The organism is Bacillus zhangzhouensis, assembly GCF_000715205.1.
GTDB classification, from domain to species: Bacteria; Bacillota; Bacilli; order Bacillales; family Bacillaceae; genus Bacillus; species Bacillus zhangzhouensis.
In genome coordinates this window covers 98,779-124,961 of sequence record NZ_JOTP01000009.1, presented here as the reverse complement: position 1 = coordinate 124,961, position 26,183 = coordinate 98,779, and the positions used below count along the sequence as shown (strand labels likewise).

The window sequence follows — 26,183 nt, the reverse complement described above, 5'->3', positions numbered from 1 at the left end:
TCCTCTGCCTCCTCTTATATTAATAAACCGTTTCTTTAAAGAAGAATCCTGTATCAATCGAACGATTGACTGGCTGAATGTCTTCAATCCGCTTCACCCAATCATCTTTCTGATCTTCATAAGCCTCTTTGTCAGTCGTTAGCAAATCAATTGCTTTTCTATATAGAGACGTCACCTCTGTCATATAAGAAAGTGACTTTAAAATTCCGTCAATTTTAAATGAGTCAACACCTGCGTCGACAAACTCCTCTAATTCATCAATCATACACACATCATTTGGACTCATAATATGAGTGCCGTTTGCATCCTCGAAAATAGGGTATTTGTTTTGACGCTCTTGGTCATGAAGGAATAGTCCTTCCTCCATATGTCTGCCTTCCACGTCCATTTGTTTGCCCTGGTATTCAAAATAGTTCCCGATGAGCGTACGTTTCGATTGGAACATACATGTCATGCCATGGACTTGAATTTCGATCTCCACCTCGGCATTTTCTTTGATGTCGATCACACTGTCCATGTTCAGCTCTTTGGCAAGAACAGCGCGCGTTGCGCCTTTTCTGCCCCAGTAGTTACAAGTGTAATAGTTTGTTCCAGTCGTTTCTGTACTCCAGTGAAGATTCAGGCTGACCCCTGTTTCCTTTGCAGCCATGATCACTGCCGGGTCTCCAAAGACGACACCATCCACGTTTAATGCATCGAGAAAGGTTAAATAATCTCCAAGCAGCTGCACACGGTCATTATGAAAAATCGCATTCATCGCCACATACACTTTTTTGTGATGGGCATGTGCAAGCTCAACCGTATGTTTCACATCTTCTCTTGAAAACTCGCCTGCAAGACGAATCCCGTATGTCTGTTCGCCTATTAAAAATGCATCAGCTCCCGCCTCGATTAATGGCAGTACGTCTGACACTTTGCTTGGCGTCACAAGCAATTCTGGTTTTTTCATGATTGGTCACCTCTTTTTGTACTAATGGCGATCCCATCTCCAACTGGAATGATACATGTTTGGAAGTCAGGGTTTGACATCAGCCATTGATTGTATCGATCAATTTTTCCAATTAGTTGTTTTTTTCGTTTGTCTTCAATTTCTTCTTCATAATTTGTCGCGACTAAGCCTTTGAATAATACATTGTCTGTAATAATCATTCCGTCATGAGCCAGCATCGGTTCAAACAGCTCAAAAAAACGTTTATACTGCCCTTTTGCGGCATCAATGAAGATCACATCATAGGGCGCCATCGTTTGGACGGTTTTAGCCGATTCCATGGCATCACCAAAGAAGACGTGTATTCTTTCTTTTAATTTTAATTCCTCAATGTTCCGTGTCGCTTCTTCATAACGTTTCGCATTTCTCTCAATTGTGTAAATCTCAGCATCTGGGAGAGCTATCGCCATTCTAATCGCCGAATAGCCAATAGCTGTCCCAACCTCAAGAATTTTCTTCGGCTTTTTCATAGAAAGCAGCTGAAGTAAAAGCTCGATGCTCACCTTTTCCATGATTGGCACATGATGCTCTTTTGCATATATCTCTAATTGAGCGATTGCATCTGGACTTGGTTGAATTAAATATTCAATATAATCATTTATTTGATCATCTTCGATAGTCATTATATGTCTAGCTCCTTCATGACCTGAAAAAGAAGAGTCCTGCCTATTGCAGCTCTCTTTCTCGTCAATCAATCTTTCGTTCATCTAAGTAAAAACAACCCGATATATTTTACCACAAAGAAGTGGTAATTGCGAACCTATAAAATGGATATTCCAACGAAAAAAACTGCAGGCAATCTGGCTATTGTCTACAGTCTTTTTCGATTCACATGTGCGTTAATTGCTGCCTGTGATGTATTTCGCTTTCGCTTTGTTGTGCTCATTTAACGTTTTCGTAAATACGACTTCTCCATTTTTCTTCGCAAGGAAGTAAACAAAATCCGTTTTCTCTGGGTGCAGTGCTGCTTTCCATGAAGATTCACCAGCATTTGCAATTGGTCCAGGTGGCAGCCCTTTGTTGATATACGTATTATACGGCGATTTCACCTTTAGGTCTTTGTAATAGACTCGGGATTTATGCTCACCAAGCGCATAAAGGACTGTTGGGTCTGTTTGGAGCGGCATGTCCTTTTTCAATCGGTTATAAAACACACTTGAGATTTTTGAGCGATCCGTCTTTTCCGTTGCTTCCATTTCAATCAGTGATGCCATTGTTAACACATCGTGTATGGACATGTTTCTCTTTTTCATGTCTTTTTCATATGTTTTCACGTATTGATCCGTTTGTTTAATCATTGTATCAATGATCGTTTCGAGTGATTCATCCTCACGATAAAATGGATACGTAGCAGGGAATAAATATCCCTCTAACGGATGTTTGACCTGTTTTCCATCAACCTGTGATGTCACCGTTTTCGGGTATTTTTTCATCAACTTTTTAATAAAAGTTGGATCATCCAGCTTCGCTTCAACTTCCTTCGCTGAAAAATTCGTCTGGTTGGCAATGATCGTTGCAATATCAGACAGCTGTTTTCCTTCAGGAATTACAAGCTGAAAGGCGTAATCTGTGCCGCCAGATGTCAGCTTTTGAATGAGCTGTTCGGCGTCCATTGTTTGTTTCAAATGAAAGTATCCTGCTTTAAAGCCGGACGCGTTTTTGTATTTTGCATAGTAAGTGAAAATCGTGTCATTCGAAATAAGCCCATTCTCTTTTAAAATGCCCGCAATCTCACGGACAGATGTCCCATTCGGAATATGAATATTAATTGTTTGTTTGCTTTTTTGATCGACCGGTCCAAGTGCTGATTTAACATATAAAAAGCCTGATAATGCTGCAATAATGATCACAGCAAGTACAGATAACAGGACGATCCCCTTTTTTCTTTTGAAAAATGGTCGTTTCTTTTGTTCTGAAAACATGCATGGCCCTCCTCACATCTAGCCTTTATAGTACATGATTCGACGGAGTTCGGCAATTACTTCCCCATGCATCTCATGACAGAACTTCACATAGTACGGCTAAACCAACACCGCCACCACTGCCAATGGCAGCCATGACATAGCTTCCTTTCGGCAAGGCGTGAGCTTCGTAAAATAACCTCACCATCATGGAAGCTCCTGATGCGCTGTATGGATGCCCAAGACAAAGTGCACCGCCTCTTCTGTTGATCCGGTCATAAGGTATACCTAGCGTCCGAGCAATAAGCGCTACTTTGAGCGCAAACGCTTCATTGATTTCAAACAGCGCTACGTCCTCTATCTTCATCTGTTCCTTATGTAATAGTTTCTTGATCGCCTCAATGGGTGAAGCAGCAGGAAAATGCGGATGCATAGCCGTCACAGCACTTCCGACATACCGTAACTTAGGCCTTAAGCCTTTGGCCTCCGCTTCACCTCTTTCCATCACAACGACTGCGGCTGCGCCGTCGGCTTCCTTGCAGCTATTGGTTACGGTCACAGTTCCTTCTGGTAAAAAGACAGGCTTTGCCCGCTCGATCAGCCTTGCGATTGGTCTTATTTTAGCGGCCGCTTCATCTGTGTTCATCCCGTCAATCGGAACAATTTCTTCTAAATACGTTCCTTGTTTGAATGCCTCTATACTTCTTTCCCAGCTTAAAAGCGCATAATCATCTTGTTCTCTTCTCGTGACAGAAAATCTTGATGCGGCCAGCTCTGCTGCTTCTCCCATATGTGGATCTCCCAACCACTCCGGTGAAAAGCGGGCTCTTTCTTTCATTGGTGATCCTGAAATGCTTTCAGTCCCGCCTGCGATATACATCGAGCCCTCCCCCGATTGAACCATGACACAAGCTGTTCTAATCGCTTCAAGACCAGAGGCACACTGCCTGTCAATGGTCATACCGGGAATGTGTAGAGAAAGCCCTGCTTCTAATGAGGACAGGCGAGCAATGTTTCCCCCACCTCCTACCACATTGCCTAAAATCACGTCATCTGGCTTCCTCAGCTGAGACAAATGCTGAATAAGGGGCGCCGCTAAATGCTCTGGACGGTAATCCTTCAGCATTCCGTTTTTGTCACCGAAGGGTGTCCGTTTCGCTTCCACTATGACTGCTTGCATGCCAATTGATCCTCCGCCCACTTTTTCATGCTGGCACGGGCGATTTTCCCGCCGGATGTTTCAATCATTTGGTCAATGACAAGCCATTTTTTTGGTACCTTATAAGCCGCTAGTTTTTCTTTGGCAGCTTGCCGAATGGTTTTCGTCTGCTGCGCTTTTTCTATAATGGCAACAGGGATTTCACCCCAATATGGATCAGGAAGGCCAATGACGATCGACCGCTTCACCTCTGGCTGTTCATTTAGCACCCGCTCAATTTCCTCTGGAAAAATATTCAGTCCTCCATAAACGATCATGCCATTCTCACGGCCGCTCATATACAGATATCCGTCTTCATCCAGCCACCCCATATCATAAACTGTCAGCCACTCCTGCGGAGGTTTTTCCTCGTGTAAATAGCCTGAAAAAGACATCGGGCTTTTCACATAAATTCTCCCTGTTTCATTTGGCTGACAGATGGATTGATCTGCTCGCCTCACTTCAACTTGAATCGTAGAGAAAGGCCGTCCGACAGAAGAAGGCTTTTGCAGAAAGTCAGTTGAAGATAAATAGGAGACAAAACTCAACTCTGATGTTCCATAAAAATCAAAAAATGTGATATGGGGATAGTTGTTTACTAGTTGTTTTTTTGAAGAGATTCCCCAATCAGCCCCAGAGGATATGACAAGAAGCGGGGTGTCTCCGAAAGCATCAATTTGCAGTAATGATTCTGTCATGGTAGGGACCGTATAAACAGCAGTGATGTCTCCCCTTTCTAGGGCTGTCTTTCCTTTCTCTGGCACAAACTTTTCTAATAACGTCACCGTGCCGCCAAAGTATAGTGTACTGATGGCACCATATAAAAAATGAGAGGATAAGAGTGTGCCTAAAATGAGAACATGATCTTGATGAGTGATCCCAAATTCAGAGGCTGTCATTCGAAAGCTCTCGATCCATGACTGCTGACGCCTCATAAAGGCTTTGGGTGAACCCGTTGATCCTGAAGTAAACCCCATATAAAAGGCAGGATCTTCCTCGGTATCTTGATTGTTAGATTGAACGTATGTGATAGGGCTCATTCTTTCTTTCCATTCAGATAAAGAAAGAACCGGTATGTCTACCTTGTTCTTTTCAAACCTTCTCATATATCGATCCTCAATAATGACGAGATCCGCCTCACTTAACAAGAGCTTTTCTACACATTCTTCATGGCTCCATCTCGGATCAAGAGGAACGGCTGTCCATCCTGCGCAAGCCGCTCCAGCAAATATTTGTAGAAAAGAAGCACCATTTGATACTAAAAAAGCGACTCTTTTTTGGTGATGAGCCGTTTCATTTAGCCACTGTGCTGATGTTTGCACGCGTTCATACCAATCTTGATAAGTGATGCTCTCTTGTTCATCTATGATGGCGATATGATTTGGTTTCATTTTTGCATGTACTGCATAGCTTTCAGTTATTCTAATCAAACCGCACGCCTCCCTTTATGTAGGTCCCTTTTTCGATAGGACATTGCTTGAATGATTTTCACCGTGAAGACAGCACACATTCCAGCTTTGATGAGATCACCTGGTACATAAATCAAACTGAGCAGAGCTGCCTGTGTGACTTTTATATGCATCATCATGGCTTGAAAAGGAATGCCGCATACATACAGAATCCCGATACTGCATACCCCATAGATCATAAAAAGACGCAGAGCGGTCACTTTTTTCAGCCGGTTCAACCACAGGCTGATCATAAAGGCAGCCACTGGATAAGCAAGTAAAAAACCACCGCTTGGTCCAAAAAAGACCCCAATCCCGCCTCTTCCTCCAGACAAAAGAGGTGCGCCTGCTGCCACAATCAGGAGAAAAAGAAGTAAACTGATCAGCGCTTGTTTTGGCTTTAACAGCCCCCCTGCAAGCAAAAGACCTGCGGTTTGCAATGTGATTGGTACAGGTGTAAACGTAAGTAAAATCGGCGGGATCAACCCTAACATCCCAATGACTGCTGTCATTAACGCCATTTGCATCATATCTTGAATTTTCAACATTCATGCCCCTCACTCGATTCTTTGATAAAAATAGAGTAAAAGTTCGAGCGTTTTATGTCAACCTTAAATTAATTAAAGTTAACATATTAGGCGTAAAAAAGACCCGTGAAAAAAGATCATTTAGATCATATTCACAGGCCTTTTGTTTGTTCTATTCTTCGTCTTCTTCTTGATCTAAGAACGTATTTAACGTTTCTTCGATCATGTCCCACTCTTCATCTGTTTCGATTGGCTCTAGCTCGCCATCTTCACCGTCTTCGTTCGGTGTGAAGCTTGATGCATGAATTTCAATTTCTTCGTTGTCTTGCTCAGAAATAGGGTAGTAAAGAACATATGATTTGTTAAAATGGTCGCTTTCAAAAGTAAATAGTACTTCGCAAAGCTGTTCATTTCCATTATCATCAACGATTGTAATTTGCTTTTCTCCGTGTTCCATTTGATTCACCTCATTTTAATTTAAGCTGTCTAAGTACCCTTGCAGGATCATGACAGCCGCCATTTTATCAATGACTTTTTTACGCTTTTGTCTGCTCACATCTGCAGAGATGAGCATTTTTTCCGCTGCCATTGTCGACAGACGCTCGTCCCAAAGCACAACAGGAACATTGTACGTGTTTTCTAACACTTTCGCAAATGATTGGCTGGCTTCGCCTCTTGGACCGACCGTACCATTCATATTCTTTGGAAAGCCAAGTACGATTTTATCCGTTCCGTATTGCGCAATGATGTCAGACAGGCGGGCGAGACCAAAGTCTCCGCCTGCTTCATCAATTTTAATTGTTTCAATCCCTTGCGCAGTCCATCCCATTTCATCACTGATCGCAACACCAAGGGTTTTCGTGCCTAAATCTAAGCCTAAAATTCTCATGTTTTACGCCTCTTTATGTGTCTCTAAGTACGATTTAACCAATTCCTCAATTAATTCGTCTCGTTCTAGTTTACGAATTAGGTTGCGTGCATCCTGATGTCTTGGAATATAAGCAGGGTCGCCTGACAGCAAGTATCCGACAATTTGATTGATCGGGTTGTATCCTTTTTCTTGGAGTGCGTCATAGACTGTAATGAGCACTTCATTCACATTGGTTTCAGCTGAATCATCAGAGAAGTTAAACTTCATTGTCTTATCAAATGAACTCACTGCTTCTTGCACCTCTCTTCCAACATTCTACTAGCAAGCTTTTTTCTAACCGCTCATCTAATACCATTATTCTACACTACATTGCCTGATTATAAAACGGATTTGACAGATTCTTCGACAGTTGCCAGTGCTTCTTCAAGCTTTTCTGGTTGTTTCCCGCCTGCTTGCGCCATGTCTGGACGTCCGCCTCCGCCTCCGCCGCAGATTTCAGCTGCCTGCTTGACAAGCTTCCCTGCATGAAGGCCTTTTTCGATAACGTCTTTTGTCACTCCTGCTGAAATGTTTACTTTTCCATTTTGAACGGCTCCGAGCACGATGACAGCTGATCCTAATTTCGCTTTTAAGTCATCTACCATTGTTCTTAAATGGTTCATGTCTTTGGCGTTTACTTTTTCTGTTAACACTTTCACTCCGCCAATGTCTATTACTTTTTCTAAAATAGAGCCTGCTTCTGCCTGACTTAATTTCGCAAGAAGGGACTCGTTTTCTCTTTGAACCTCTTTTAAATCTGCCTGTAATGAAGCGATACGTTTTGGTACATCTTTTGTATTTGACTTAAGCTCACTAGCTGCCTGCTCTAAAATAGCCAGCTGGTCATTTAATTCTTCGTAGGCACCTTTACCAGTGACAGCCTCAATACGGCGCGTTCCAGCACCAATACCCGATTCAGATGCAATTTTAAACAAACCGATTTCCGCAGTATTTTGTACGTGACAGCCGCCGCATAGCTCGATGCTGTAATCGCCTACCTGGACAACGCGGACAATATTGCCATACTTCTCACCAAACAGCGCCATTGCGCCCATTTCTTTCGCTTCAGCAATTGGTTTTAGGTCAATGGCAACAGAAATGCCTTCCCAAATTTTTTCGTTGACGATTTTTTCAATCTGTGACAATTCTTCTTTTGTTACTTGTCCAAAATGAGAGAAATCAAAGCGAAGTCTGTTTTCATTCACCAATGAGCCTGCTTGGTTCACGTGTGTGCCCAGTACATCTTTCAAAGCCTGATGAAGCAGGTGCGTCGCTGTATGGTTTTTCACAATGCCTTTTCGAAGAGCTGATTCCACTTCTGCAGTCACTTCAAGTCCTTTTTGAGCCGTACCGCTTACGACCACTCCTTCATGGACATGCTGACCGTTTGGCGCCTTTTTCACATCCTTGATTTCAATGATGGCTTCTGCGCTTTTTAATGTCCCTTTATCAGCAACTTGTCCGCCGCTTTCTGCGTAGAAAGGTGTTTCATCTAATAAGATTTGCACCGTTTCTCCTTCATGTGCTTCCGCGACAATTTCACCATTTTGAAGCAATTCGATCATACGGGAGGCCGCAGTTAAATTTTCGTAACCAACGAAGGTACTCTCTACTTTAATATCACCTAGAGCTCCGCCTTGAACCTGCATACTGCCAACATCTTGTCTCGCATTTCTTGCACGTTCACGCTGCTTCTCCATCTCTGTCTGGAAGCCTTCTCTATCGACTGTCATGTTCTCATCTTCTGCATATTCTTCTGTCAGCTCGACAGGGAATCCATACGTGTCATACAGCTTAAATACATCTTCACCTGAAATCTGTGAGCTGCCTTTGTCTCTTTCTTTTTTGATCACTTCTGACAAAATGGCTAACCCTTCATTCAGTGTTTCATGGAAGCGTTCTTCCTCGTTTTTAATCACTTTCGCAATAAATTCTTCTTTTGCTTGTACATCTGGATAGAAATCCTTCATGATCTCCGCCACAACTGGCACTAGATCATACATGAATGGACGGTGAATATGGATCGTTTTTGCATAACGCACGGCACGGCGCAGCAAACGTCTTAACACATACCCGCGGCCTTCATTGGAAGGAAGCGCTCCGTCACTTACGGCAAAGGCAACAGTCCGGATGTGGTCAGCAATGACTTTAAATGCTGTATCCTTTTCCTTCGTCTCCCCATAGCTTTCTCCAGAGATGGTTTCTACAGCACGAATAATCGGCATGAATAGATCTGTATCAAAGTTCGTCGGGACGTTTTGAATGACAGATACCATTCGTTCAAGACCCATCCCTGTATCAATGTTTTTCTTCGGCAGTGGTGTGTATGTACCATCTGGATTATGGTTGAATTCGGAGAACACAAGATTCCATACTTCTAAATAACGCTCATTTTCCCCACCTGGATATAATTCTGGATCGTTCAAGTCGTGACCGTATGCTTCACCGCGGTCATAGAAAATTTCCGTATTCGGTCCACTCGGCCCCTCGCCAATATCCCAGAAATTTCCTTCAAGGCGAATAATACGGTCTTCAGGTACACCAATTTTATCTCTCCAAAGAATATACGCTTCTTCGTCCTCTGGGTGTACAGTGACAGATAACAAATTCGGATCAAAGCCAATCCACTCGTCACTCGTTAAGAATTCCCAAGCCCAATCAATAGCCTCTTCTTTAAAATAGTCACCAATAGAAAAGTTGCCAAGCATTTCAAAGAACGTATGATGACGAGCTGTTTTCCCAACATTCTCGATATCATTCGTACGAATGGATTTTTGCGCGTTACAAATACGCGGATTATCAGGAACCACGCGGCCATCAAAGTATTTCTTTAATGTCGCGACCCCGCTGTTAATCCATAACAGTGTTGGATCATCATGCGGTACAAGTGACGCACTCGGTTCTACAGCATGTCCTTTTTCTTTAAAAAAGTCTAAAAACATTTGACGTACTTGAGCAGAAGTTAAAGTTTTCATTCAAAAATCCTCCCTTTTCATTTCATCAATCTCCACACAAACGAAAAAACACCCCGCCCTATGCAAGCATAAAACTACTTACACAGGGACGAGATGTTCTCGCGGTACCACCCTGATTATAGACATGTTCGTCTATCACCTTCACATCCGATAACGCTGGAAGAGAGCGGCAGTGTTTATCTGCACTCAGGACTAGCTTCCGTTAAAGGTCTGATAAGGCTTTTCTCAGCAAAATAAAGCCTCTCTCTGCAACAGCTTTTTAACGTACTCGGGTCCATCATTGAATTCAATATGTATGAATCGAAATTATTATAGACAACTCGGCTCGTCTTGTCAATGAACGCTTCGCCTCATCAGGATATATTGCACAATCATAACCCTGATAATCGCGGCAGTTGGTACGGCTAAAATCATCCCAATTAAGCCAAACAACTCTCCTCCTGCGAGCAAAACAAGCATAATGACGACAGGATGCATATGAAGACTTCTTCCAACGATAATCGGGCTAAGTATATTGCTTTCCAAAAATTGCAGCACAGCCACTGTGATCAGCACAATGATAACCGATTTCACCGAAATGGTAAAAGCAATAAATACAGCAGGAATCGCCCCAATAATAGGACCAAAATACGGAATCACATTCGTTGCTCCAATCAGCATGCCTAATACAAGCGGATACGGGATATGAAACAGCCAGAGAACGATGGCTGCTGCTCCCCCAATCAATGAACAAACAAGCAATTGTCCTCTAATATAATCACCAAGCGAGTCGTCGACTGCTTTCACAAATGCGTGTCCTCTCTTTCGAAATCTTGGCGGGGTTAAATACCATGCAGCCCGTTTCATTGTATTCATATCTTTCACCATATAAAAGACAAGAAAAGGAATGAGCGCTGCGACTAATGCGTAATCAAATAATACTTTACAGCTTAGAATCATCCGCTCTGCCCCATTTGCTGCATATGTTTCCGATTGAACAATCAAACGATCAAGCCGTTCATGCAGTCCGTCAGGCCAATGGCTTGTATGACGATGAATATGAGATAAAGCGCCATTATAGGTTTCGGCAAGCACAGGAATTTGTTCAGACAGCTCATTTAACTGCGTAATCATGACAGGCGCCCCTTTATAGACCGCAAAACCAATCCCACCAAAAAACAGCACATAAATCAATAAGAGACTGACTGTTCTCGGCAAGCCTCGCCCATGCAGTCTTTCCACAATAGGATAAAGCAAATAAGAAATAAAAATGGCAATGAGCAGCGGAATAAGAACCGCTTTTAACAATAAAAAAATAGGCATCCATAACTCGTCGAGCTGAACCAAAATGAGTAAGGATGCAAGGACAAGCAGTACACCTGCAGCATATATTAGAAATTGGATCGGACGTTTCTTCACCTTTTTCACCTCTTTTCTTATTGTTTAACCATCTTCTGCAATTATCCATGTAAATAAAATTTGTCCTAACTTTGTTAAAAATGAATACACATGAAACATACAGCTCCTTCCAAAGTCACTGTTTGCTGTAAAATCTCGTTAGAAAATATTCCATTATTTACTTATTTTCACACAAGGTATGCTAGAATCCACTTTAGCCAAATAAACACAAGAGGAGGTTCTTCATGATCACATTCGAAGAAGTCAACAAACATTATGGCCAGTTCCATGTACTTAAGGACATTAACCTACATATTCAAAAAGGTGAGGTTGTTGTGATCATCGGTCCTTCAGGGTCTGGTAAAAGCACGATGCTCAGGTGCATCAATCGTCTCGAAAGCATTGATGAAGGAAAAGTACTTGTCAACCAAGTGTCTGTTCAGCATCCGAAGACCAACATCAATCTTGTTAGGCAAAATATCGGGATGGTGTTTCAGCATTTTCACCTCTACCCGCATAAGACGGTGCTCGAAAACATTATGCTTGCGCCGATGAAGGTCAAAAAAGTGAGCAAGGAAGAAGCGAAGGAAACAGCTGAATTTTATTTAAATAAAGTTGGCATTCCTGATAAAGCAGACACCTACCCTTCAAGACTTTCCGGAGGACAGCAGCAGCGCGTTGCCATTGCAAGGGGGCTTGCTATGAAGCCTGAGGTCATGCTTTTCGATGAACCGACATCTGCTCTTGATCCAGAAATGATCGGTGAGGTACTAGATGTAATGAAACAGCTGGCCCGCGAAGGAATGACCATGGTTGTCGTCACACACGAGATGGGATTTGCCCGGGAAGTGGCTGACCGCATTGTCTTTATTGATGAAGGTAGAATTCTTGAAGAATCAACACCCGCTGCATTTTATGAGAAACCGCGCGAGAAACGTGCTCAGTTATTTTTAAGCCGTATTTTAAATCACTAGGGGGAATGGTTTGATGAAAAAAATGAAACGTTTTGGTCTATTACTCTTTATGACTTGCTGTATGGTCGCACTGGCTGCTTGTGGTTCTACTGAAAAAGGCTCGACTGATGCGAAGCAAGGAAGTTCATTAGAAGCCATTAAGAAAGACAAAAAAATCATTTTCGGTGTAAAGAATGACACCCGTCTTTTCGGTCTAAAAAATCCTAGCAACGGAGATATTGAAGGGTTTGATATTGATATCGCTAAAGCCATCGCAAAGGAAATGCTCGGCGATGAAGGAAAAGCAGAATTCAAAGAAGTGACATCTAAAACAAGAATTCCTTTGCTGCAAAAGGGTGATATTCATGCGATTGTTGCTACTATGACCATTACAGAAGAGCGCAAAAAAGAAGTCAATTTCTCAGATGTTTACTTTGAAGCAGGACAATCACTGCTTGTGAAAAAAGGAAGCGACATTCAATCAATTGATGATCTCAAAAAAGGAACGAAGGTGCTTGCAGTGAAAGGATCCACTTCGTCTCAAAATATCCGTGAGAAAGCACCTGAAGCATCTGTTTTAGAATTTGAAAACTATCAGGAAGCCTTTACAGCACTAAAATCAAACCAAGGGCAGGTGCTTACAACAGATAATGCCATCTTATTTGGCATGGCAGACGAGGATTCAAATTACGAAGTCGTCGGCGGAACCTTTACAGATGAGCCTTATGGCATTGCTGTGAAGAAAGGCGATCAACAATTGACAGATGCCATTAACAAAGCGTTAAAGACTTTAAAAGACAATGGAGAGTATGACAAGATTCATAAAAAATGGATCAAAGAATAATCGTTTGACTAAGTCAAGATGCCCACAGGTGAGCCGCTCATTGGCTCCCCTGTGGGCCAGGAAGGAAGTGAACTGATTGCTGCGGTTTTCAATTTTAACTGAAAACTTCAATCTTTATTTAGAAGGGTTTAAATATACCATTGGTGCAAGTGTCATTGCTTTGATTGGAAGCTTTTTGATCGGTACACTCATTGCGATTATGAGAATTGCTCCACTAAAGCCGCTCAACTGGTTAGGAACGGCTTACGTGGAATTTATTCGGAATATTCCGTTATTATTAATCACATTTGTTTTCTTCTTTGGTTTACCAGTGCTAGGTATTGTGGCAGATGGCTTCACAGCTGGAACCATTGCTCTGGCCATCTATACCTCTGCATTTATTGCTGAAGCCATTCGAGCAGGTATACAAGCAGTACCGCTTGGACAAATGGAAGCAGCCCGGGCTTCTGGTCTTTCATACGGCGGGACGATGCGATATATTATTCTTCCGCAAGCGATTAAAATTGTCGTTCCCCCTCTTGGGAATCAATTTATTAACCTTGTCAAAAACTCCTCTATTCTAGGTGTCATTGCCGGGTTTGATCTCATGTATCAAGGAGACCTCATCGCTTCTAGAACGTTTGTGACATTTGATGTATACATCTTTGTTGCCATGTTTTATCTGCTATTAACCATTCCGCTCAGTCTAGGCGTTGGTTATTTAGAAAGAAGATTGGCAAGAAGCCACTAGAAAGGAGGAAACACAATGGATTTTATAGGTGCCTACCAGCCTGATCATCTCGCCTTTTTACTTGAAGGATTTGCTGTCACCTTAAAAGTGGCTTTTATCTCCATCATTTTGAGCTTTATCATCGGATTAGTCGTTGGCACATTGCGGTTCGCTCAAATTCCGGTTTTATCAAAGGTGCTGGCGGTCATCGTAGAAACCATTCGGAACCTGCCGCTTTTGCTGATCATCTTTTTTACGTATTTTGCACTGCCTGAAATCGGCATCAAACTAAGCATCACAGCCTCTGCCATAGCAGCTTTAACCGTGTTTGAATCAGCCATGCTGTCAGAAATTATTCGGAGCGGTCTAAAATCAATTGATAAGGGCCAGATCGAAGCTGCCAGGTCTTCTGGTTTAACCTATATTCAAACATTAAAAACGATTATTATGCCCCAGGCTTTACGCCGTATGGTACCACCGATTGTGAGTCAATTTATTTCACTTTTAAAGGATACATCGCTTGCTGTTGTCATTGCGCTTCCTGAACTATTACATCACGCACAAATTTTAAACGGTCAGAGCCAGTCGTATTTACTGCCTATTTTCCTATTGGCGGCTATGATGTATTTTGTTGTCAACTTCAGCTTATCCTTACTTGCACGCCGTTTAGAATACCGGCAGGCATAAAAAAGACATCCGCTTGACGGATGTCTCAGATTGTTGACAAAGGGCTAAAATGATCTTGATTTTAGCCCTTTGTCTTCTTTTCAGCGTGATAGAAAACCTTTGCAGTCTAGGAAGGACACGCACCGGAACGGAGCGAATTTAACATACGTGAGTACCGGCGTGCAGGCCTGACACCGAATGCAAGGGTTTGTCTACACGCTGGACATCCGCTCATGGTGGATGTCCCTTTTGTTTAAAGCATTCGCATAACACGTTTTCTTAGCTTTTTCATATCCCGCTTCGATGGCATATCATATCGACTTGCAAAGTGATATGCCAGTGCACCTGCACCAAGCGTTAATAGTGAAGAAGTCATTTTGCCCATTCGAAATTCCCCCTTAACACTTATAGTTGAATTGAACGTTCATCATCACTAAACAGATCATCTAAACTGCTTAGAGTACCGTCTTCCTCCACTTGGTGTGTAGATATTTTGCCTTTTGACAGCGTCAGTTCAATAAAACAGCCCCAGCAATAATATTGATTGACCCCAATTTTTCCGATGTCTTTACATTTGCAATTTGGGCAAATGAGCATAATCAGCACCTCTTTACGTTCGGTTTAGAACAAGTGCTTCCTTTTGAACGTTCATCAAGGTTCCGGCAGCATGCAGCTGTTTTCGAATCCCTGATAGCTCTGTAAAGAAGCCGTCCGAGAGTTCATATGCTACGATTGTGCCCGAATTTGCGCAAAAGTATACATCTTCCAAAATACCTAAATTTTCACCATCAGCTGATTGCATCATTTTCTTTTTCAATTTCGAAAATAATAAGGATGGGGCAGAGGAATCCATTCCGACTCCCTCCTGGCAGCTCACATATAGACCTTTGTCTGTCAGCTTATCGCCAGCTGAGAATGGAATGAGTGCACAGTCTTTCTTTTTCCCCTCTAACACATATCCCCCGCAGCTGCCGCCGGCTAATAAGCAAATATCTTTGATGGCACCAAGTGAATGAGACTGCTCACCTGTATAAATCGACATTCCTTCAAGCTCTCGACATGTTCTCAAAATGTGCTCAACCACCTTTTGCGGAACAGTCTTATCGTGTGCGTTTGCTTCATGACTCATACGAAGAAATGGCTTCCATGAAGGAAGCCATTCAGATTGTGAACAAAAAGCTAAAATGATCTTTTTTAGCTTTTTGTCTTCTTTTCAGCGTGATATGAAAACCCTTGAAGTCTAGGAAGGCCGAGTACTGGAGCGGAGCGAATTTGATATTCGTGAGCACCGGCACGCAGGACTGACAACGAATGCGAGGGTTTGTCTTCACGCTAAATGGCTTCCATGAAGGAAGCCATTTACTCTTGCATAAAATCAAACGGGGTGATTCCCTCCATGCCAATATTTGCGTCATGTACGCTAAACGGCAGCTCTTTCTGGAGCGCTGCAAGCTCCGCATCCATGACCTCTTCGGTTTGGACTAAGCGCATCGTTAAGGACGTTTGTCTAAGGGAATCCTCATTATTTTTCACGCCCCACTCCAGCGCTGATTCTTCGCCACACAGAATCAAAAACTTTTTGCTTCGCGTGATCGCTGTATAAAGCAGATTTCGCCGTAGCATTCGGTAATAGCTTCTTACGACTGGCAGGACAACGATGGGAAATTCACTGCCTTGTGATTTGTGAATGGAGCAGCAATAGGCATGGGTAAATTGATGAAAATCTTTTTTCGTAAAGGTGATTTCGTTCCCATCAAAGGAGATCACGGCCATGTCTTCTTTTTCTGTGTTTTCTTTCGCATAAAAAATCGAGACAATTTCGCCAATATCACCGTTAAAAATGTTGTTCTCCGGCTGATTCACAAGCTGAAGTACCTTATCTCCCGTCCGGTACACCACATCACCAAACGGGATTTCTCTGCCTTTTGGTTTTTTAGGATTCAAAATGTGCTGAAGCATTTTATTCAGTTCATTGATACCTGCTTTCCCTTTATACATGGGTGCCAGCACTTGAATATCTTTTGCTGAATAGCCTTTTTGAGCAGCGTTGCTGACAACTTTCTCAATGACTTCTTTCATTTGATCAGCTGAACATTGAATAAAGGACCGATCCTTTGAGCGTGCGGTAATATCTTTTGGCAGCACGCCATTTTTCATATCATGTGCAAGTTCAACAATGGTTGAGCCGTCTGCCTGCCGGTAAATATCTGTTAGGGTAACAGCTGGCACGGCCTGTGAGGCAAGTAAATCTCTTAACACTTGACCCGGTCCGACAGATGGAAGCTGATGTTCATCTCCTACCATAATGACTTGAATGTGATCAGGGATCGCTTTAAACAAATGATTCGCAAGCCAAATATCTAGCATACTCGATTCATCAATGATGACAAGCTTTCCTTCAATCGGCTGTTCATCATCATGTGAGAAGCCCTCTGATCCATTCCAGCCTAATAGGCGGTGAATTGTCACAGCTGGAAGCCCCGTTGATTCTGTCATCCGTTTAGCCGCCCGTCCAGTTGGCGCCGCAAGCACAAATGGAAAAGATTCATCTTTTTTATAATCACTCGGATCAAGAGATACACCGTGAAGATCGCTATAGAGCTCGACAATTCCTTTAATGACGGTTGTTTTCCCTGTCCCAGGCCCGCCTGTTAAGAGCAGCATCGGGGACATGAGTGCCTTTTGAATCGCTTCCTTTTGTGTCGGAGCATACTGCACACCTAGCCGTTCCTCTAGCTCACCAAGTGCAAGAAGGAATTCTGATTCGGGAAATTGATCTGCATATTCCGTTTGGGAGACGATTTTTTGAATACGTTTGGCGACACTTTGCTCCGCATAAAATAAGGACGGGTGATAGCAGCGGTCATCTTCAATGATCATCTCTTTTCCTTCGCCAAGTGCCATTACCTGATTGGCAACGTCCATTTCAGTCACTTTGTAATCGTTGCTTGTTTGATTGAGCAGCTTACGGGTTTCAACGATCAGATCTTTCGTTTGTATGTACGTATGACCGTCCTGAAGGCTCGCTGTCTCAACTGTATAAAGCAAGGCTGCCCGGATTCGCTCTGGGTCACTTCCTGATATCCCTGTTCTAGCACCGAGCTCATCTGCTTTAATAAATCCGATTCCCTCTACATCTTTGACGAGCTGATAGGGATTTTCCTCGATCTTCTGCAAGGTTTCACTCTCGTACACTTGATAAATCTTCATACTGAGCTGCGGACCAAAGCCATATTGATTCAGGCTGATCATAATTTGTTCCAGCCCTTGATGCTCCTGAAGCGCTGCAGCCAGCTTATCTGCTTTCTTTTTTGACAGGCGCGGAACATCATACAAAACAGACGGGTCACGCATAATTTTATGAAGCGTCTGATTGCCGAGCTGCCCCACTATTTCTTCTGCCGTCTTTTTCCCTATCCCTTCAAATAAATCACTTGAGAGATAATGAATGATTCCTTGCTTCGTTGTCGGCACTTCCTTTTGAAAATGAGTCGCCTGAAACTGTTCACCAAATTTCGGATGACTTGTGACTTTGCCATAAAAGGTGTAGGTTTCCTCTTCATGAAGTGCTGGGAAGTAGCCTGTGACAGATGCTGTTTTTTCCTCTAAGTTTTCAGATGTTTCAATGACTTTTACCTTTAACACCGAGTATAAATTACTTTCATTATGGAAAATAACAGCTTGAACCGTCCCTTTTAAAAACGGCTCTTCCACAAGCTTCATTTGATCTGGATGTTCCTGCACAGGTCTTCCCACCTTCCATCTATTCTGCCTCTTGAATCAGCTTTTGCGCATGTAGTGCAAGCATATGGTCGGGCTGCACGTCAATGGCTTTTCCTAGCATCTCAAGCGCTTCGTCCTTTTTCTCTAAATACGCATACGCAACCCCCAAATTATAAAAGGCATCTGCATGCTGCGGATCTCGCGTGACCACTTCGGTAAAGGTCGTTACCGCTTCTTCCAGCATGTGTTCATTGGCTAAACACATGCCAAATTGAAATCTTGCTTCATTATCTTCTTCATTTAGTTCAACCGCACGCTGTAGGTAAGGCATCGCAAGCTTGGGCTGCTCTAATTTGATGAGCGTCTGTCCTAACATATAAAACAAATCACTATTTTCCATTCCAGCTTTTAGTGCTTGTTCAAAATAGTCTTTCGCTTTCATAAAGTCTTCTTTTAATGTGTACACATTTCCTGCTCCATAATAGGCCGCAGCTGCCATGCTATCAAGTTCAATCGCTTTTTGAAAGAAGTTTAAAGCGCGGTCAAATTCATTGATACTTGAAAGTAAGTTCGCAAAGTTAATATATGGAACTGGGTCCTTTGGGCTTTCTTCGATGGCTTTTGTAAAAGCTTCAGCTGCCTTTTCGATGTTCCCTTGATTTAAGGCTTCTATGCCGATCTCGTTATGGTTCATTTGCTCTCATCATCCTTTCATTAAAAAACCCCAACAGCGATCGTTGAGGTTGTTTAAAACATGTTACACATACGACAGCTTTTGACCGTCTTTAAAGACATCGTCAATTGTACCGCCGCCAAGACATTCGTCGCCATCATAAAAGACAACCGCTTGTCCTGGGGTGACAGCACGAACGGGTTCTTCAAAGATGACCATCGCTTCTTGCTCACCTGTCATTTTGACTTTCACATGATGATCTTCTTGACGGTATCTGAATTTTGCTGTACATGTTAATTCATCGTTTTCGCCGACAATATGAGGACGAGTCCAGCTAATATTAACGGCTGAAATACTTTCAGAATATAAAAGAGGGTTGTGGAAGCCTTGTTCAACAAACAATACATTTTGCTCCAAGTCCTTCCCAACAACAAACCAAGGATCACCGCTTCCGCCAATGCCAAGTCCTTGGCGCTGACCGATCGTGTAATACATCAGTCCATCATGTTCACCTTTTACTTCTCCGTCCATCGTCTGCATCGCGCCAGGCTGTGCAGGCAAATATTGGCTCAGGAACGTTTTGAAGTTTCTTTCCCCAATAAAGCAAATGCCCGTTGAATCTTTTTTCGTTGCTGTTGCGAGCTCTGCTTCTTTCGCTAGTTCACGAACCCTTTTTTTCTCTAAATCACCAATTGGGAACATCACTTTATCAAGTTGTTCTTGAGTCAGCTGATTTAAGAAATAGGTTTGATCTTTGTTTGCATCAAGACCTCTTAGCATTTTGACTTCCTCGCCAGTTCTGTCGACACGGGCATAGTGGCCTGTTGCCAAATAATCCGCACCTAGTGACAATGCATGCTCAAGAAAGGCTTTGAACTTAATTTCTTTGTTACACATGACATCTGGGTTTGGCGTTCTGCCCGCTTTATATTCATCAAGGAAATATTGAAACACTTTGTCCCAATATTGCTTCTCGAAATTCACTGCATAATAAGGGATTCCAATTTGGTTACAAACGCGAATGACATCCTCATAGTCCTCCGTTGCTGTACATACACCATTTTCATCTGTGTCATCCCAGTTTTTCATAAATATGCCGATTACATCATAGCCTTGCTCCTTTAACATAAGAGCAGCAACTGATGAATCGACTCCTCCGGACATACCGACCACAACTCTTGTGTCTTCTGGTCTTTTTGTCATCTTCATCAACTCCAATTTCAATGAAACAACGTACGCGTTTCGTTCTTCAGGTGCCTGGCTGTTTCATTTTTCACACACGAACAAAAGGGGAGCATTTATTTGGCTAGACGTTTGACAACAGCCGCTATTTTGCGCGCCGCCTGCTTCACATGATCCTCTTCATTTCCAAGCCCGAAGCTTATTCTGACTGAGGACGTCAGTTCTTTTGCTTCTTCACCATACATGGCGCTTAAAACGTGCGAAGGAAGGACAGATCCAGCCGTACATGCAGATCCGCTTGAAACAGCAATTCCTTCCATATCTAAATTCACAAGTAACGATTCAATGGAGACGCCTCGGAAATGAACATTTAAAATGTGCGGCAATGTCTCTTTCGGATGTCCATTGATAGAGAAATCTAGTGATTCCTCTTCGAATACTTGCAGCATGGCTTCTTTGAGCTTACCATAATGCATGGCTTTTTCTCTTCTATTTTGCTTTGTTAATTGAACAGCTTCTGCGAGGCCCACGATTCCCGCCACATTTTCAGTGCCAGCACGACGTTTTCTTTCTTGTTCTCCTCCAAAAAACTGCGGAGAAAGTTTCACGCGTTCATGGACATATAAAAAGCCTGTTCCCATCGGACCATTTAGCTTATGGCCAGAAGCAGATAAAAGGTCAATATGAAGTTCTTCTACATCAATTGGTATTGTGCCAAACGCCTGCACCGCATCAGTATGAAAATAAGCAGTATGATCATGCAATAGTTCGCCAATGTCTTTAATCGGCTGAATGACACCTGTTTCATTATTGCCGTACATGATGGTGACAAGAATCGTATCATCTCTGAGTGTTTGTTTTAATTGATCAAGATGAATCAATCCAGTTTCATTAACATCTAGATAAGTCACTTCAAATCCAAGCTTCTCTAAGCGTTCACATGTATGCAGCACCGCATGATGCTCTGTTTTCGCTGTGATGATATGTTTTCCTTCATGCTGCCTTGCCATTGCAACGCCAGTGATAGCTAAGTTGTCCGCTTCTGTTCCTCCACTTGTGAGGATGATCTCCTGCGGTTTACAGTGTAATTCTCCTGCAATGACTTCTCTTGCTTCATCGAGCCACTTTCTTGCCTCGCGCCCATATGAATGAATACTAGAGGGATTGCCAAATATCTCTGTAAAGTAAGGCATCATCTTGTCCACAATACGCTGATCCATAGGCGTTGTGGCCGCATGATCTAAATAGATTCGTTCCATTTCCGGTACACCTCTGATCTAAATATAGAACATATACGCCTCTTGATCCTCGTCATCTGTATAGCTTGCCAAGTCTTCAAGAGTTGTATTGTCCAGTACGTCTTTTACTGCATCACGAATACGAATCCAAAGTGCACGCTTTGCTGGTTCTTCGTTTTCAATGACTTCGACAGGACTAATAGGTCCTTCTAATACACGAATAATATCACCGGCTGTGATCTCGTTAGGTTCATGGGCAAGAACATAGCCCCCATATGCCCCGCGGATACTTTTCACAAGACGGGCATTGCGAAGCGGTGATACAAGCTGCTCTAAATAATGCTCAGACAAATTATTGTTTTGAGCGATTGATTTTAATGAAGTAGGGCCTTCGCCATGTTTTTTGGCTAATTCGATCATGATCGTCAGACCATATCTGCCTTTAGTTGAAATTTTCAAGTTAAACACCTCTGCGTTTTCTATTCTATGTCATCAATTATTTTTCTGATTTCATATACGCGATATATAGACCAAGAGCAATTATATCATACTTTCAGCCAACTTTCATTTGCGGGTTATGAGCACTCGGGGAGGACGCATCCCTTTTCTATTTGAAGAAATTTCGGTACTCTATACAAACAAGACATTGCTTTAGGAGAGATAATCATGAAACCTTTAGCGTATCGGATGCGCCCAAGTCATATTGAAGACATTATTGGGCAGGAGCATCTCGTTGGAGAAGGTCAAATTATTAGAAGAATGGTCGAGGCGAAACATTTATCCTCAATGATTTTATACGGACCGCCGGGCATCGGCAAAACATCGATTGCGACTGCGATAGCTGGAAGTACAAGTATTGCTTTTCGGACATTGAATGCGGTCATTCATAACAAAAAAGATATGGAAGCTGTCGCCGCTGAAGCAAAAATGAGCGGCCAGGTGATCCTCATTTTAGACGAAGTCCACAGGCTGGATAAAGGAAAGCAGGATTTCCTTCTTCCTTATTTAGAAAATGGCATGATTATTTTAATTGGCGCCACCACGGCCAACCCCTATCATGCGATCAATCCAGCTATCCGAAGCAGAACACAAATATTTGAGCTGAAGCCGCTTGAAACAGAGCAAATCAAAGCCGCATTAACAAGGGCATTACAGGATGAACATCGCGGGCTTGGCAGCTATTCGGTGACAGTCGATGATGAGGCGATGAATCATTTTGCTAGTGGATGCGGAGGAGATGTACGTTCTGCTTTAAACGCACTAGAACTCGCCGTCTTATCGACAAAAGCAGATGAAACTGGACACATCTTCATCACCCTTGCCGCAGCAGAAGAATGTTTACAAAAAAAGAGCTTCTCGCATGATAAAAACGGTGATGCTCATTATGATGTCCTGTCAGCTTTTCAAAAATCCATCAGAGGATCTGACGCAGATGCGGCGCTGCATTACCTTGCCAGACTGATTGAAGCAGGAGACCTTGAAAGCATTTCAAGAAGATTACTCGTGATGGCTTACGAGGATATTGGCTTAGCCAGTCCACAGGCAGGTCCCCGCGTGTTAAGTGCTGTCCAAACAGCAGAGAGGGTCGGTTTCCCGGAAGCGCGTATTCCGCTGGCCAATGCCGTCATCGAGCTATGCCTCTCTCCAAAATCAAACTCGGCTTATAAAGCGATTGATGCGGCGCTGCATGACATTCGTACAGGGAAAATCGGTGAAATCCCTGTTCATTTAAAAGATGCTCACTATAAAGGGGCAACAGCACTTGGGAGAGGCGTCGATTATTTATATCCACACGATTATGACAACGGCTGGGTGAAGCAGCAATATTTACCTGACCCGCTTAAAAACAAGCAATATTATGAACCGAAGCAAACTGGGAAATTTGAAGGTGCACTGAAGCAGATCTATGAGAATTTAAAACGACAAAAATAAAAAAAGCCCCTGCAATCAGCAGGAGGCTTTTTATTTATCCTTTACACGTGTAATCGGAATATCTTTTAAAAGCTTCATAATGACATGCCCACCCATGATCAGCCCGGCAACAGACGGGACGAACGCATTGGATGATGGCGGCATTTGCGCCTTACGAATCTTCGCTTCATCATTTCCAACTTCTTTTCTGACATCTTCACGAATGACAATTGGACTTTCGTCAGAGAAAATGACTTCAATTCCTTTACGAATTCCTTCCTTGCGCAGACGTGTTCTAACAACTTTTGCAATAGGATCTGTATGTGTTTTTGAAATATCATCAATTTTGAAGCGTGTCGGATCTGTTTTGTTTGCAGCACCCATACTAGAAATGATGTTCACATTGCGTTTTAGACATTCTTTCATCAAATGAATTTTATAATGAATCGTGTCTGACGCATCGATGACATAATCAAGTGGATACTCAAAAAATTGCTCGTATGTTTCCTCTGTATAAAACATCTTTAAGGCAACAACTTCACATTCTGGGTTAATATCAGCGATTCTCGCCTGCATTAAGTCAACCTTTGGCTGACCAACCGTTGATAGCAATGCCGGAAGCTGGCGATTCACATTTGTAATATCAATATCATCTTTATCAACAAGAACAATACGGCCAACGCCTGAACGAGCGAGTGCCTCTACTGCAAATGAACCAACGCCGCCCACTCCAAGCACTGCAACTGTACTGTTTTTTAATATATCTAAGCCTTCCTTGCCAATGGCAAGCTCGTTTCTTGAAAACTGATGTAACAAGTGCCTCACTCCACCTTTATTTAAAATGAATCGAAAGAATCATATCATATTCAGACTTCTCCGTCATCCTTCTCCAAAAGAAAAAAACACAAAAAAGTCCCGATGACGCCGCCAGCTTTTCCTTCGTTTTGAACCCCGCACCAAGCAGGTGGGTGCTTTCTTCCTCTCTTTATAAGTCCTCTAATGAGGCATTTATGCAGAAAGGAAAGGCAAGCTCCCGTATAAAAAAATGTTCGGTCAAAACTAGGTAACCACCGTACGTATCAGGACTTTATTTATTGATTGATGAAAGCATATCATAGGCATGTTCCTTTTTCAAGCGTTTACATGCCTATAAACATGCGCCTATTTTACTGTTTTACTTTTGTTTTAATGGCTAAACTCAGCTCATCAAGCTGCGCTTCGCTTACACGACCAGGAGCATCTGTGAGAACGCAGCTGGCACTTGCCGTTTTCGGGAACGCAATGGTATCTCTTAGGTTAGAGCGGCCGGCAAGCAGCATCACTAAGCGGTCAAGACCAAGCGCGATTCCGCCATGCGGAGGAACACCATGCTCAAACGCATCTAGAAGGAATCCGAACTGATCATAAGCTTCTTCTTTCGAAAAGCCAAGTAAACCAAACATTTTTTCTTGAATGTCCTTTTCGAAAATACGAATAGAACCTCCGCCTAGCTCATAGCCATTGAGCACAAGATCGTAAGCCTGCGCCTTCATGTCTTCTGGACTTATTTCAATGAGTTCAAGGTCATCACGTACTGGCATTGTGAAAGGATGGTGGGCAGCATAGAAGCGGCCTTCTTCTTCATCTTTTTCAAGCAGCGGCCAGTCAACCACCCACAAGAAATTGAATAGAGACTCATCAATGAGTCCAAGCTCTTTCCCAAGTTTCAGGCGAAGTGCTCCAAGCGCATCATGAACAACAGATGTCTTATCCGCAACAAAGAGTAAAAGGTCGCCTTCTTCCACTTGCAGCTGATCCTTTAATTCTGCTTGCTTTGCTTCATCAAAGAATTTAGCAATCGGCCCTTTTAATTCTGTCCCTTCAGCTTTTAGCCAAGCTAGACCTTTTGCACCGTAGTTCGCTGCAAATGCACCAAGTGCATCAATGTCTTTTCTTGAGTAGTTCGCTGCAGCCCCTTTTACATTAATGGCTTTAACAGCTCCGCCATTTTTCACAGCGCCACTGAAGACTTTGAAATCTGAGTCTTTTACCGTGTCTGAAATGTTCACAAGCTTCATTTCAAAACGCGTATCTGGCTTATCAGATCCATAAGAATTCATTGCTTCATCGTACGTCATACGTGGTAATGGCAATGTAAGCTCTACGCCTTTGACATCTTTCATAACCTTTGCCATCATCTCTTCAGCAAGCGTCATGATGTCCTCTTGACTCATAAAGGACATTTCAATATCGACTTGTGTGAATTCCGGCTGACGGTCAGCACGCAAGTCTTCATCTCTAAAGCAGCGAGCAATTTGATAATAACGATCCATCCCTGAGACCATCAGCAATTGTTTAAATAATTGCGGAGACTGAGGCAATGCATAGAACTCTCCTTCGTGTACACGGCTTGGAACAAGATAGTCACGTGCACCCTCTGGCGTACTCTTCGTTAAAATGGGTGTTTCAATATCTAGAAAGCCGTTGTCATCTAAGAAATGGCGGAATGCTTTTGTTACTTCATGTCGCATTTTCATCGTTTCAAACATTGCAGGACGGCGAAGATCTAGGTAACGGTATTTTAACCGCACATCTTCTGATACTTCGTCTGCTTGATCTGAAATAACAAATGGAGGGGTCTTCGCTTCGTTTAAAACTGTGACTGTGTCGACTTGAATTTCAATTTTACCAGTTTTTAAATTCGGGTTGATTGTTGCTTCCTCTCTTGCGACAACCGTTCCTTTAATATCAAGGACATATTCATTACGAATCGATTCTGCTGTCTCAAGCGCCTCTTTTGATAGGTCTGGATTGAAGACAACTTGTACAATGCCTGTACGGTCACGCAGATCAATAAAGATTAATCCGCCAAGGTCACGTCGTTTTTGGACCCATCCTTTTAATACAACGGTTTGACCGATTTGGTCTTCTGTTACTTCTCCACAATAAAAAGTTCTACCAAACACAAACATTCCACTCCT

General features: G+C 42.8%; 26 protein-coding genes, 1 other RNA gene and 1 other annotated feature. Of the genes, 5 read left to right on the top strand and 22 right to left on the bottom strand.

Annotation, left to right across the window (positions count from 1 at the left end; all coding sequences use genetic code 11):
• Positions 1–19: 19 nt before the first annotated feature.
• The 11 genes from BA70_RS09845 to BA70_RS09795 form a co-directional block, all read right to left on the bottom strand.
• Positions 20–949 (bottom strand): peptidase U32 family protein, encoded by a 930-nt coding sequence (locus tag BA70_RS09845; RefSeq protein ID WP_034321401.1) that lies wholly within the window; start codon positions 947–949, stop codon positions 20–22.
• The gene (locus BA70_RS09840; protein ID WP_034321400.1) at positions 946–1,611 is read right to left on the bottom strand and encodes an O-methyltransferase; all 666 of its coding nucleotides are present in this window, start codon (positions 1,609–1,611) and stop codon (positions 946–948) included. The genes BA70_RS09845 and BA70_RS09840 overlap by 4 nt, the downstream gene beginning before the upstream one ends.
• A gap of 216 nt (positions 1,612–1,827) precedes the next feature.
• Positions 1,828–2,910 (bottom strand): endolytic transglycosylase MltG, encoded by a 1,083-nt coding sequence (gene mltG / locus BA70_RS09835; RefSeq protein WP_034321397.1) that lies wholly within the window; start codon positions 2,908–2,910, stop codon positions 1,828–1,830.
• A 73-nt stretch (positions 2,911–2,983) separates the two neighbouring features.
• Positions 2,984–4,069, bottom strand: a complete 1,086-nt coding sequence (locus BA70_RS09830) for an acetyl-CoA C-acyltransferase (protein ID WP_034321394.1) — start codon at positions 4,067–4,069, stop codon at positions 2,984–2,986.
• Complete coding sequence (locus BA70_RS09825) at positions 4,054–5,514, bottom strand: acyl-CoA synthetase (RefSeq protein ID WP_034321434.1); 1,461 nt, start codon at positions 5,512–5,514, stop codon at positions 4,054–4,056. The genes BA70_RS09830 and BA70_RS09825 overlap by 16 nt, the downstream gene beginning before the upstream one ends.
• Positions 5,514–6,083 carry a biotin transporter BioY gene (locus BA70_RS09820; protein WP_223251616.1) on the bottom strand — a complete coding sequence of 190 codons (570 nt, stop codon included), beginning with the start codon at positions 6,081–6,083 and terminating at the stop codon, positions 5,514–5,516. The genes BA70_RS09825 and BA70_RS09820 overlap by 1 nt, the downstream gene beginning before the upstream one ends.
• Before the next feature lie 151 nt (positions 6,084–6,234).
• Positions 6,235–6,519 carry a DUF1292 domain-containing protein gene (locus BA70_RS09815; RefSeq protein WP_034321391.1) on the bottom strand — a complete coding sequence of 95 codons (285 nt, stop codon included), beginning with the start codon at positions 6,517–6,519 and terminating at the stop codon, positions 6,235–6,237.
• A 15-nt stretch (positions 6,520–6,534) separates the two neighbouring features.
• Entirely contained in the window at positions 6,535–6,951 is a 417-nt protein-coding gene (ruvX, locus tag BA70_RS09810) for a Holliday junction resolvase RuvX (RefSeq protein ID WP_034321388.1), read from the bottom strand.
• A gap of 3 nt (positions 6,952–6,954) precedes the next feature.
• On the bottom strand, positions 6,955–7,221 hold the full coding sequence (locus BA70_RS09805; RefSeq protein WP_024718370.1) for an IreB family regulatory phosphoprotein: 267 nt from the start codon (positions 7,219–7,221) through the stop codon (positions 6,955–6,957).
• A gap of 89 nt (positions 7,222–7,310) precedes the next feature.
• Positions 7,311–9,947, bottom strand: a complete 2,637-nt coding sequence (gene alaS / locus BA70_RS09800) for an alanine--tRNA ligase (protein ID WP_034321385.1) — start codon at positions 9,945–9,947, stop codon at positions 7,311–7,313.
• A gap of 81 nt (positions 9,948–10,028) precedes the next feature.
• Positions 10,029–10,237: a binding site (T-box leader), on the bottom strand.
• Between the two features lie 43 nt (positions 10,238–10,280).
• Positions 10,281–11,345 carry an AI-2E family transporter gene (locus BA70_RS09795; RefSeq protein WP_034321383.1) on the bottom strand — a complete coding sequence of 355 codons (1,065 nt, stop codon included), beginning with the start codon at positions 11,343–11,345 and terminating at the stop codon, positions 10,281–10,283.
• Between the two features lie 224 nt (positions 11,346–11,569).
• Between BA70_RS09795 and BA70_RS09790 the strand changes: the two genes are divergently transcribed.
• From BA70_RS09790 to BA70_RS09775, 4 genes are all read left to right on the top strand, one after another.
• The gene (locus BA70_RS09790; RefSeq protein WP_034321381.1) at positions 11,570–12,298 is read left to right on the top strand and encodes an amino acid ABC transporter ATP-binding protein; all 729 of its coding nucleotides are present in this window, start codon (positions 11,570–11,572) and stop codon (positions 12,296–12,298) included.
• Positions 12,299–12,311: 13 nt separating this feature from the next.
• Complete coding sequence (locus tag BA70_RS09785) at positions 12,312–13,121, top strand: transporter substrate-binding domain-containing protein (RefSeq protein WP_034321379.1); 810 nt, start codon at positions 12,312–12,314, stop codon at positions 13,119–13,121.
• 76 nt (positions 13,122–13,197) lie between these two features.
• Positions 13,198–13,851, top strand: coding sequence for an amino acid ABC transporter permease (locus BA70_RS09780; protein ID WP_034321376.1), 654 nt, complete (start codon positions 13,198–13,200; stop codon positions 13,849–13,851).
• A gap of 15 nt (positions 13,852–13,866) precedes the next feature.
• Positions 13,867–14,517 (top strand): amino acid ABC transporter permease, encoded by a 651-nt coding sequence (locus BA70_RS09775; protein WP_034321373.1) that lies wholly within the window; start codon positions 13,867–13,869, stop codon positions 14,515–14,517.
• Positions 14,518–14,749: 232 nt separating this feature from the next.
• Here the strand turns inward: BA70_RS09775 and BA70_RS19475 are convergent, their stop codons facing one another.
• The 8 genes from BA70_RS19475 to cymR form a co-directional block, all read right to left on the bottom strand.
• Positions 14,750–14,881 (bottom strand): YrzQ family protein, encoded by a 132-nt coding sequence (locus BA70_RS19475; RefSeq protein ID WP_078061693.1) that lies wholly within the window; start codon positions 14,879–14,881, stop codon positions 14,750–14,752.
• 20 nt (positions 14,882–14,901) lie between these two features.
• On the bottom strand, positions 14,902–15,093 hold the full coding sequence (locus BA70_RS09770) for a hypothetical protein (RefSeq protein ID WP_003216308.1): 192 nt from the start codon (positions 15,091–15,093) through the stop codon (positions 14,902–14,904).
• Between the two features lie 13 nt (positions 15,094–15,106).
• Positions 15,107–15,625, bottom strand: coding sequence for a PRC-barrel domain-containing protein (locus BA70_RS09765; RefSeq protein WP_051691136.1), 519 nt, complete (start codon positions 15,623–15,625; stop codon positions 15,107–15,109).
• Between the two features lie 230 nt (positions 15,626–15,855).
• Positions 15,856–18,240: an SF1B family DNA helicase RecD2 gene (recD2, locus tag BA70_RS09755; protein ID WP_034321368.1), complete on the bottom strand. Its 2,385-nt coding sequence runs from the start codon at positions 18,238–18,240 to the stop codon at positions 15,856–15,858.
• A gap of 19 nt (positions 18,241–18,259) precedes the next feature.
• On the bottom strand, positions 18,260–18,913 hold the full coding sequence (locus tag BA70_RS09750) for a tetratricopeptide repeat protein (RefSeq protein WP_034321366.1): 654 nt from the start codon (positions 18,911–18,913) through the stop codon (positions 18,260–18,262).
• 63 nt (positions 18,914–18,976) lie between these two features.
• Entirely contained in the window at positions 18,977–20,095 is a 1,119-nt protein-coding gene (mnmA, locus tag BA70_RS09745) for a tRNA 2-thiouridine(34) synthase MnmA (protein WP_034321363.1), read from the bottom strand.
• Positions 20,096–20,190: 95 nt separating this feature from the next.
• Positions 20,191–21,333: a cysteine desulfurase family protein gene (locus BA70_RS09740; protein ID WP_034321360.1), complete on the bottom strand. Its 1,143-nt coding sequence runs from the start codon at positions 21,331–21,333 to the stop codon at positions 20,191–20,193.
• Positions 21,334–21,351: 18 nt separating this feature from the next.
• On the bottom strand, positions 21,352–21,771 hold the full coding sequence (gene cymR / locus BA70_RS09735; protein ID WP_034321357.1) for a cysteine metabolism transcriptional regulator CymR: 420 nt from the start codon (positions 21,769–21,771) through the stop codon (positions 21,352–21,354).
• 207 nt (positions 21,772–21,978) lie between these two features.
• Between cymR and BA70_RS09730 the strand changes: the two genes are divergently transcribed.
• Positions 21,979–23,244: a replication-associated recombination protein A gene (locus BA70_RS09730; protein ID WP_034321356.1), complete on the top strand. Its 1,266-nt coding sequence runs from the start codon at positions 21,979–21,981 to the stop codon at positions 23,242–23,244.
• Between the two features lie 30 nt (positions 23,245–23,274).
• On the opposite strand, the gene BA70_RS09725 is transcribed toward BA70_RS09730, so the two are convergent.
• The 3 genes from BA70_RS09725 to aspS all read right to left on the bottom strand — a co-directional run bounded on the left by BA70_RS09725 (position 23,275) and on the right by aspS (position 26,168).
• On the bottom strand, positions 23,275–24,039 hold the full coding sequence (locus tag BA70_RS09725) for a tRNA threonylcarbamoyladenosine dehydratase (RefSeq protein ID WP_034321354.1): 765 nt from the start codon (positions 24,037–24,039) through the stop codon (positions 23,275–23,277).
• 92 nt (positions 24,040–24,131) lie between these two features.
• A non-coding RNA gene (ssrS, locus tag BA70_RS19470) (6S RNA) lies at positions 24,132–24,312 on the bottom strand.
• A 77-nt stretch (positions 24,313–24,389) separates the two neighbouring features.
• Positions 24,390–26,168: an aspartate--tRNA ligase gene (gene aspS, locus BA70_RS09720; RefSeq protein ID WP_149865357.1), complete on the bottom strand. Its 1,779-nt coding sequence runs from the start codon at positions 26,166–26,168 to the stop codon at positions 24,390–24,392.
• Between the last annotated feature and the right edge of the window lie 15 nt (positions 26,169–26,183).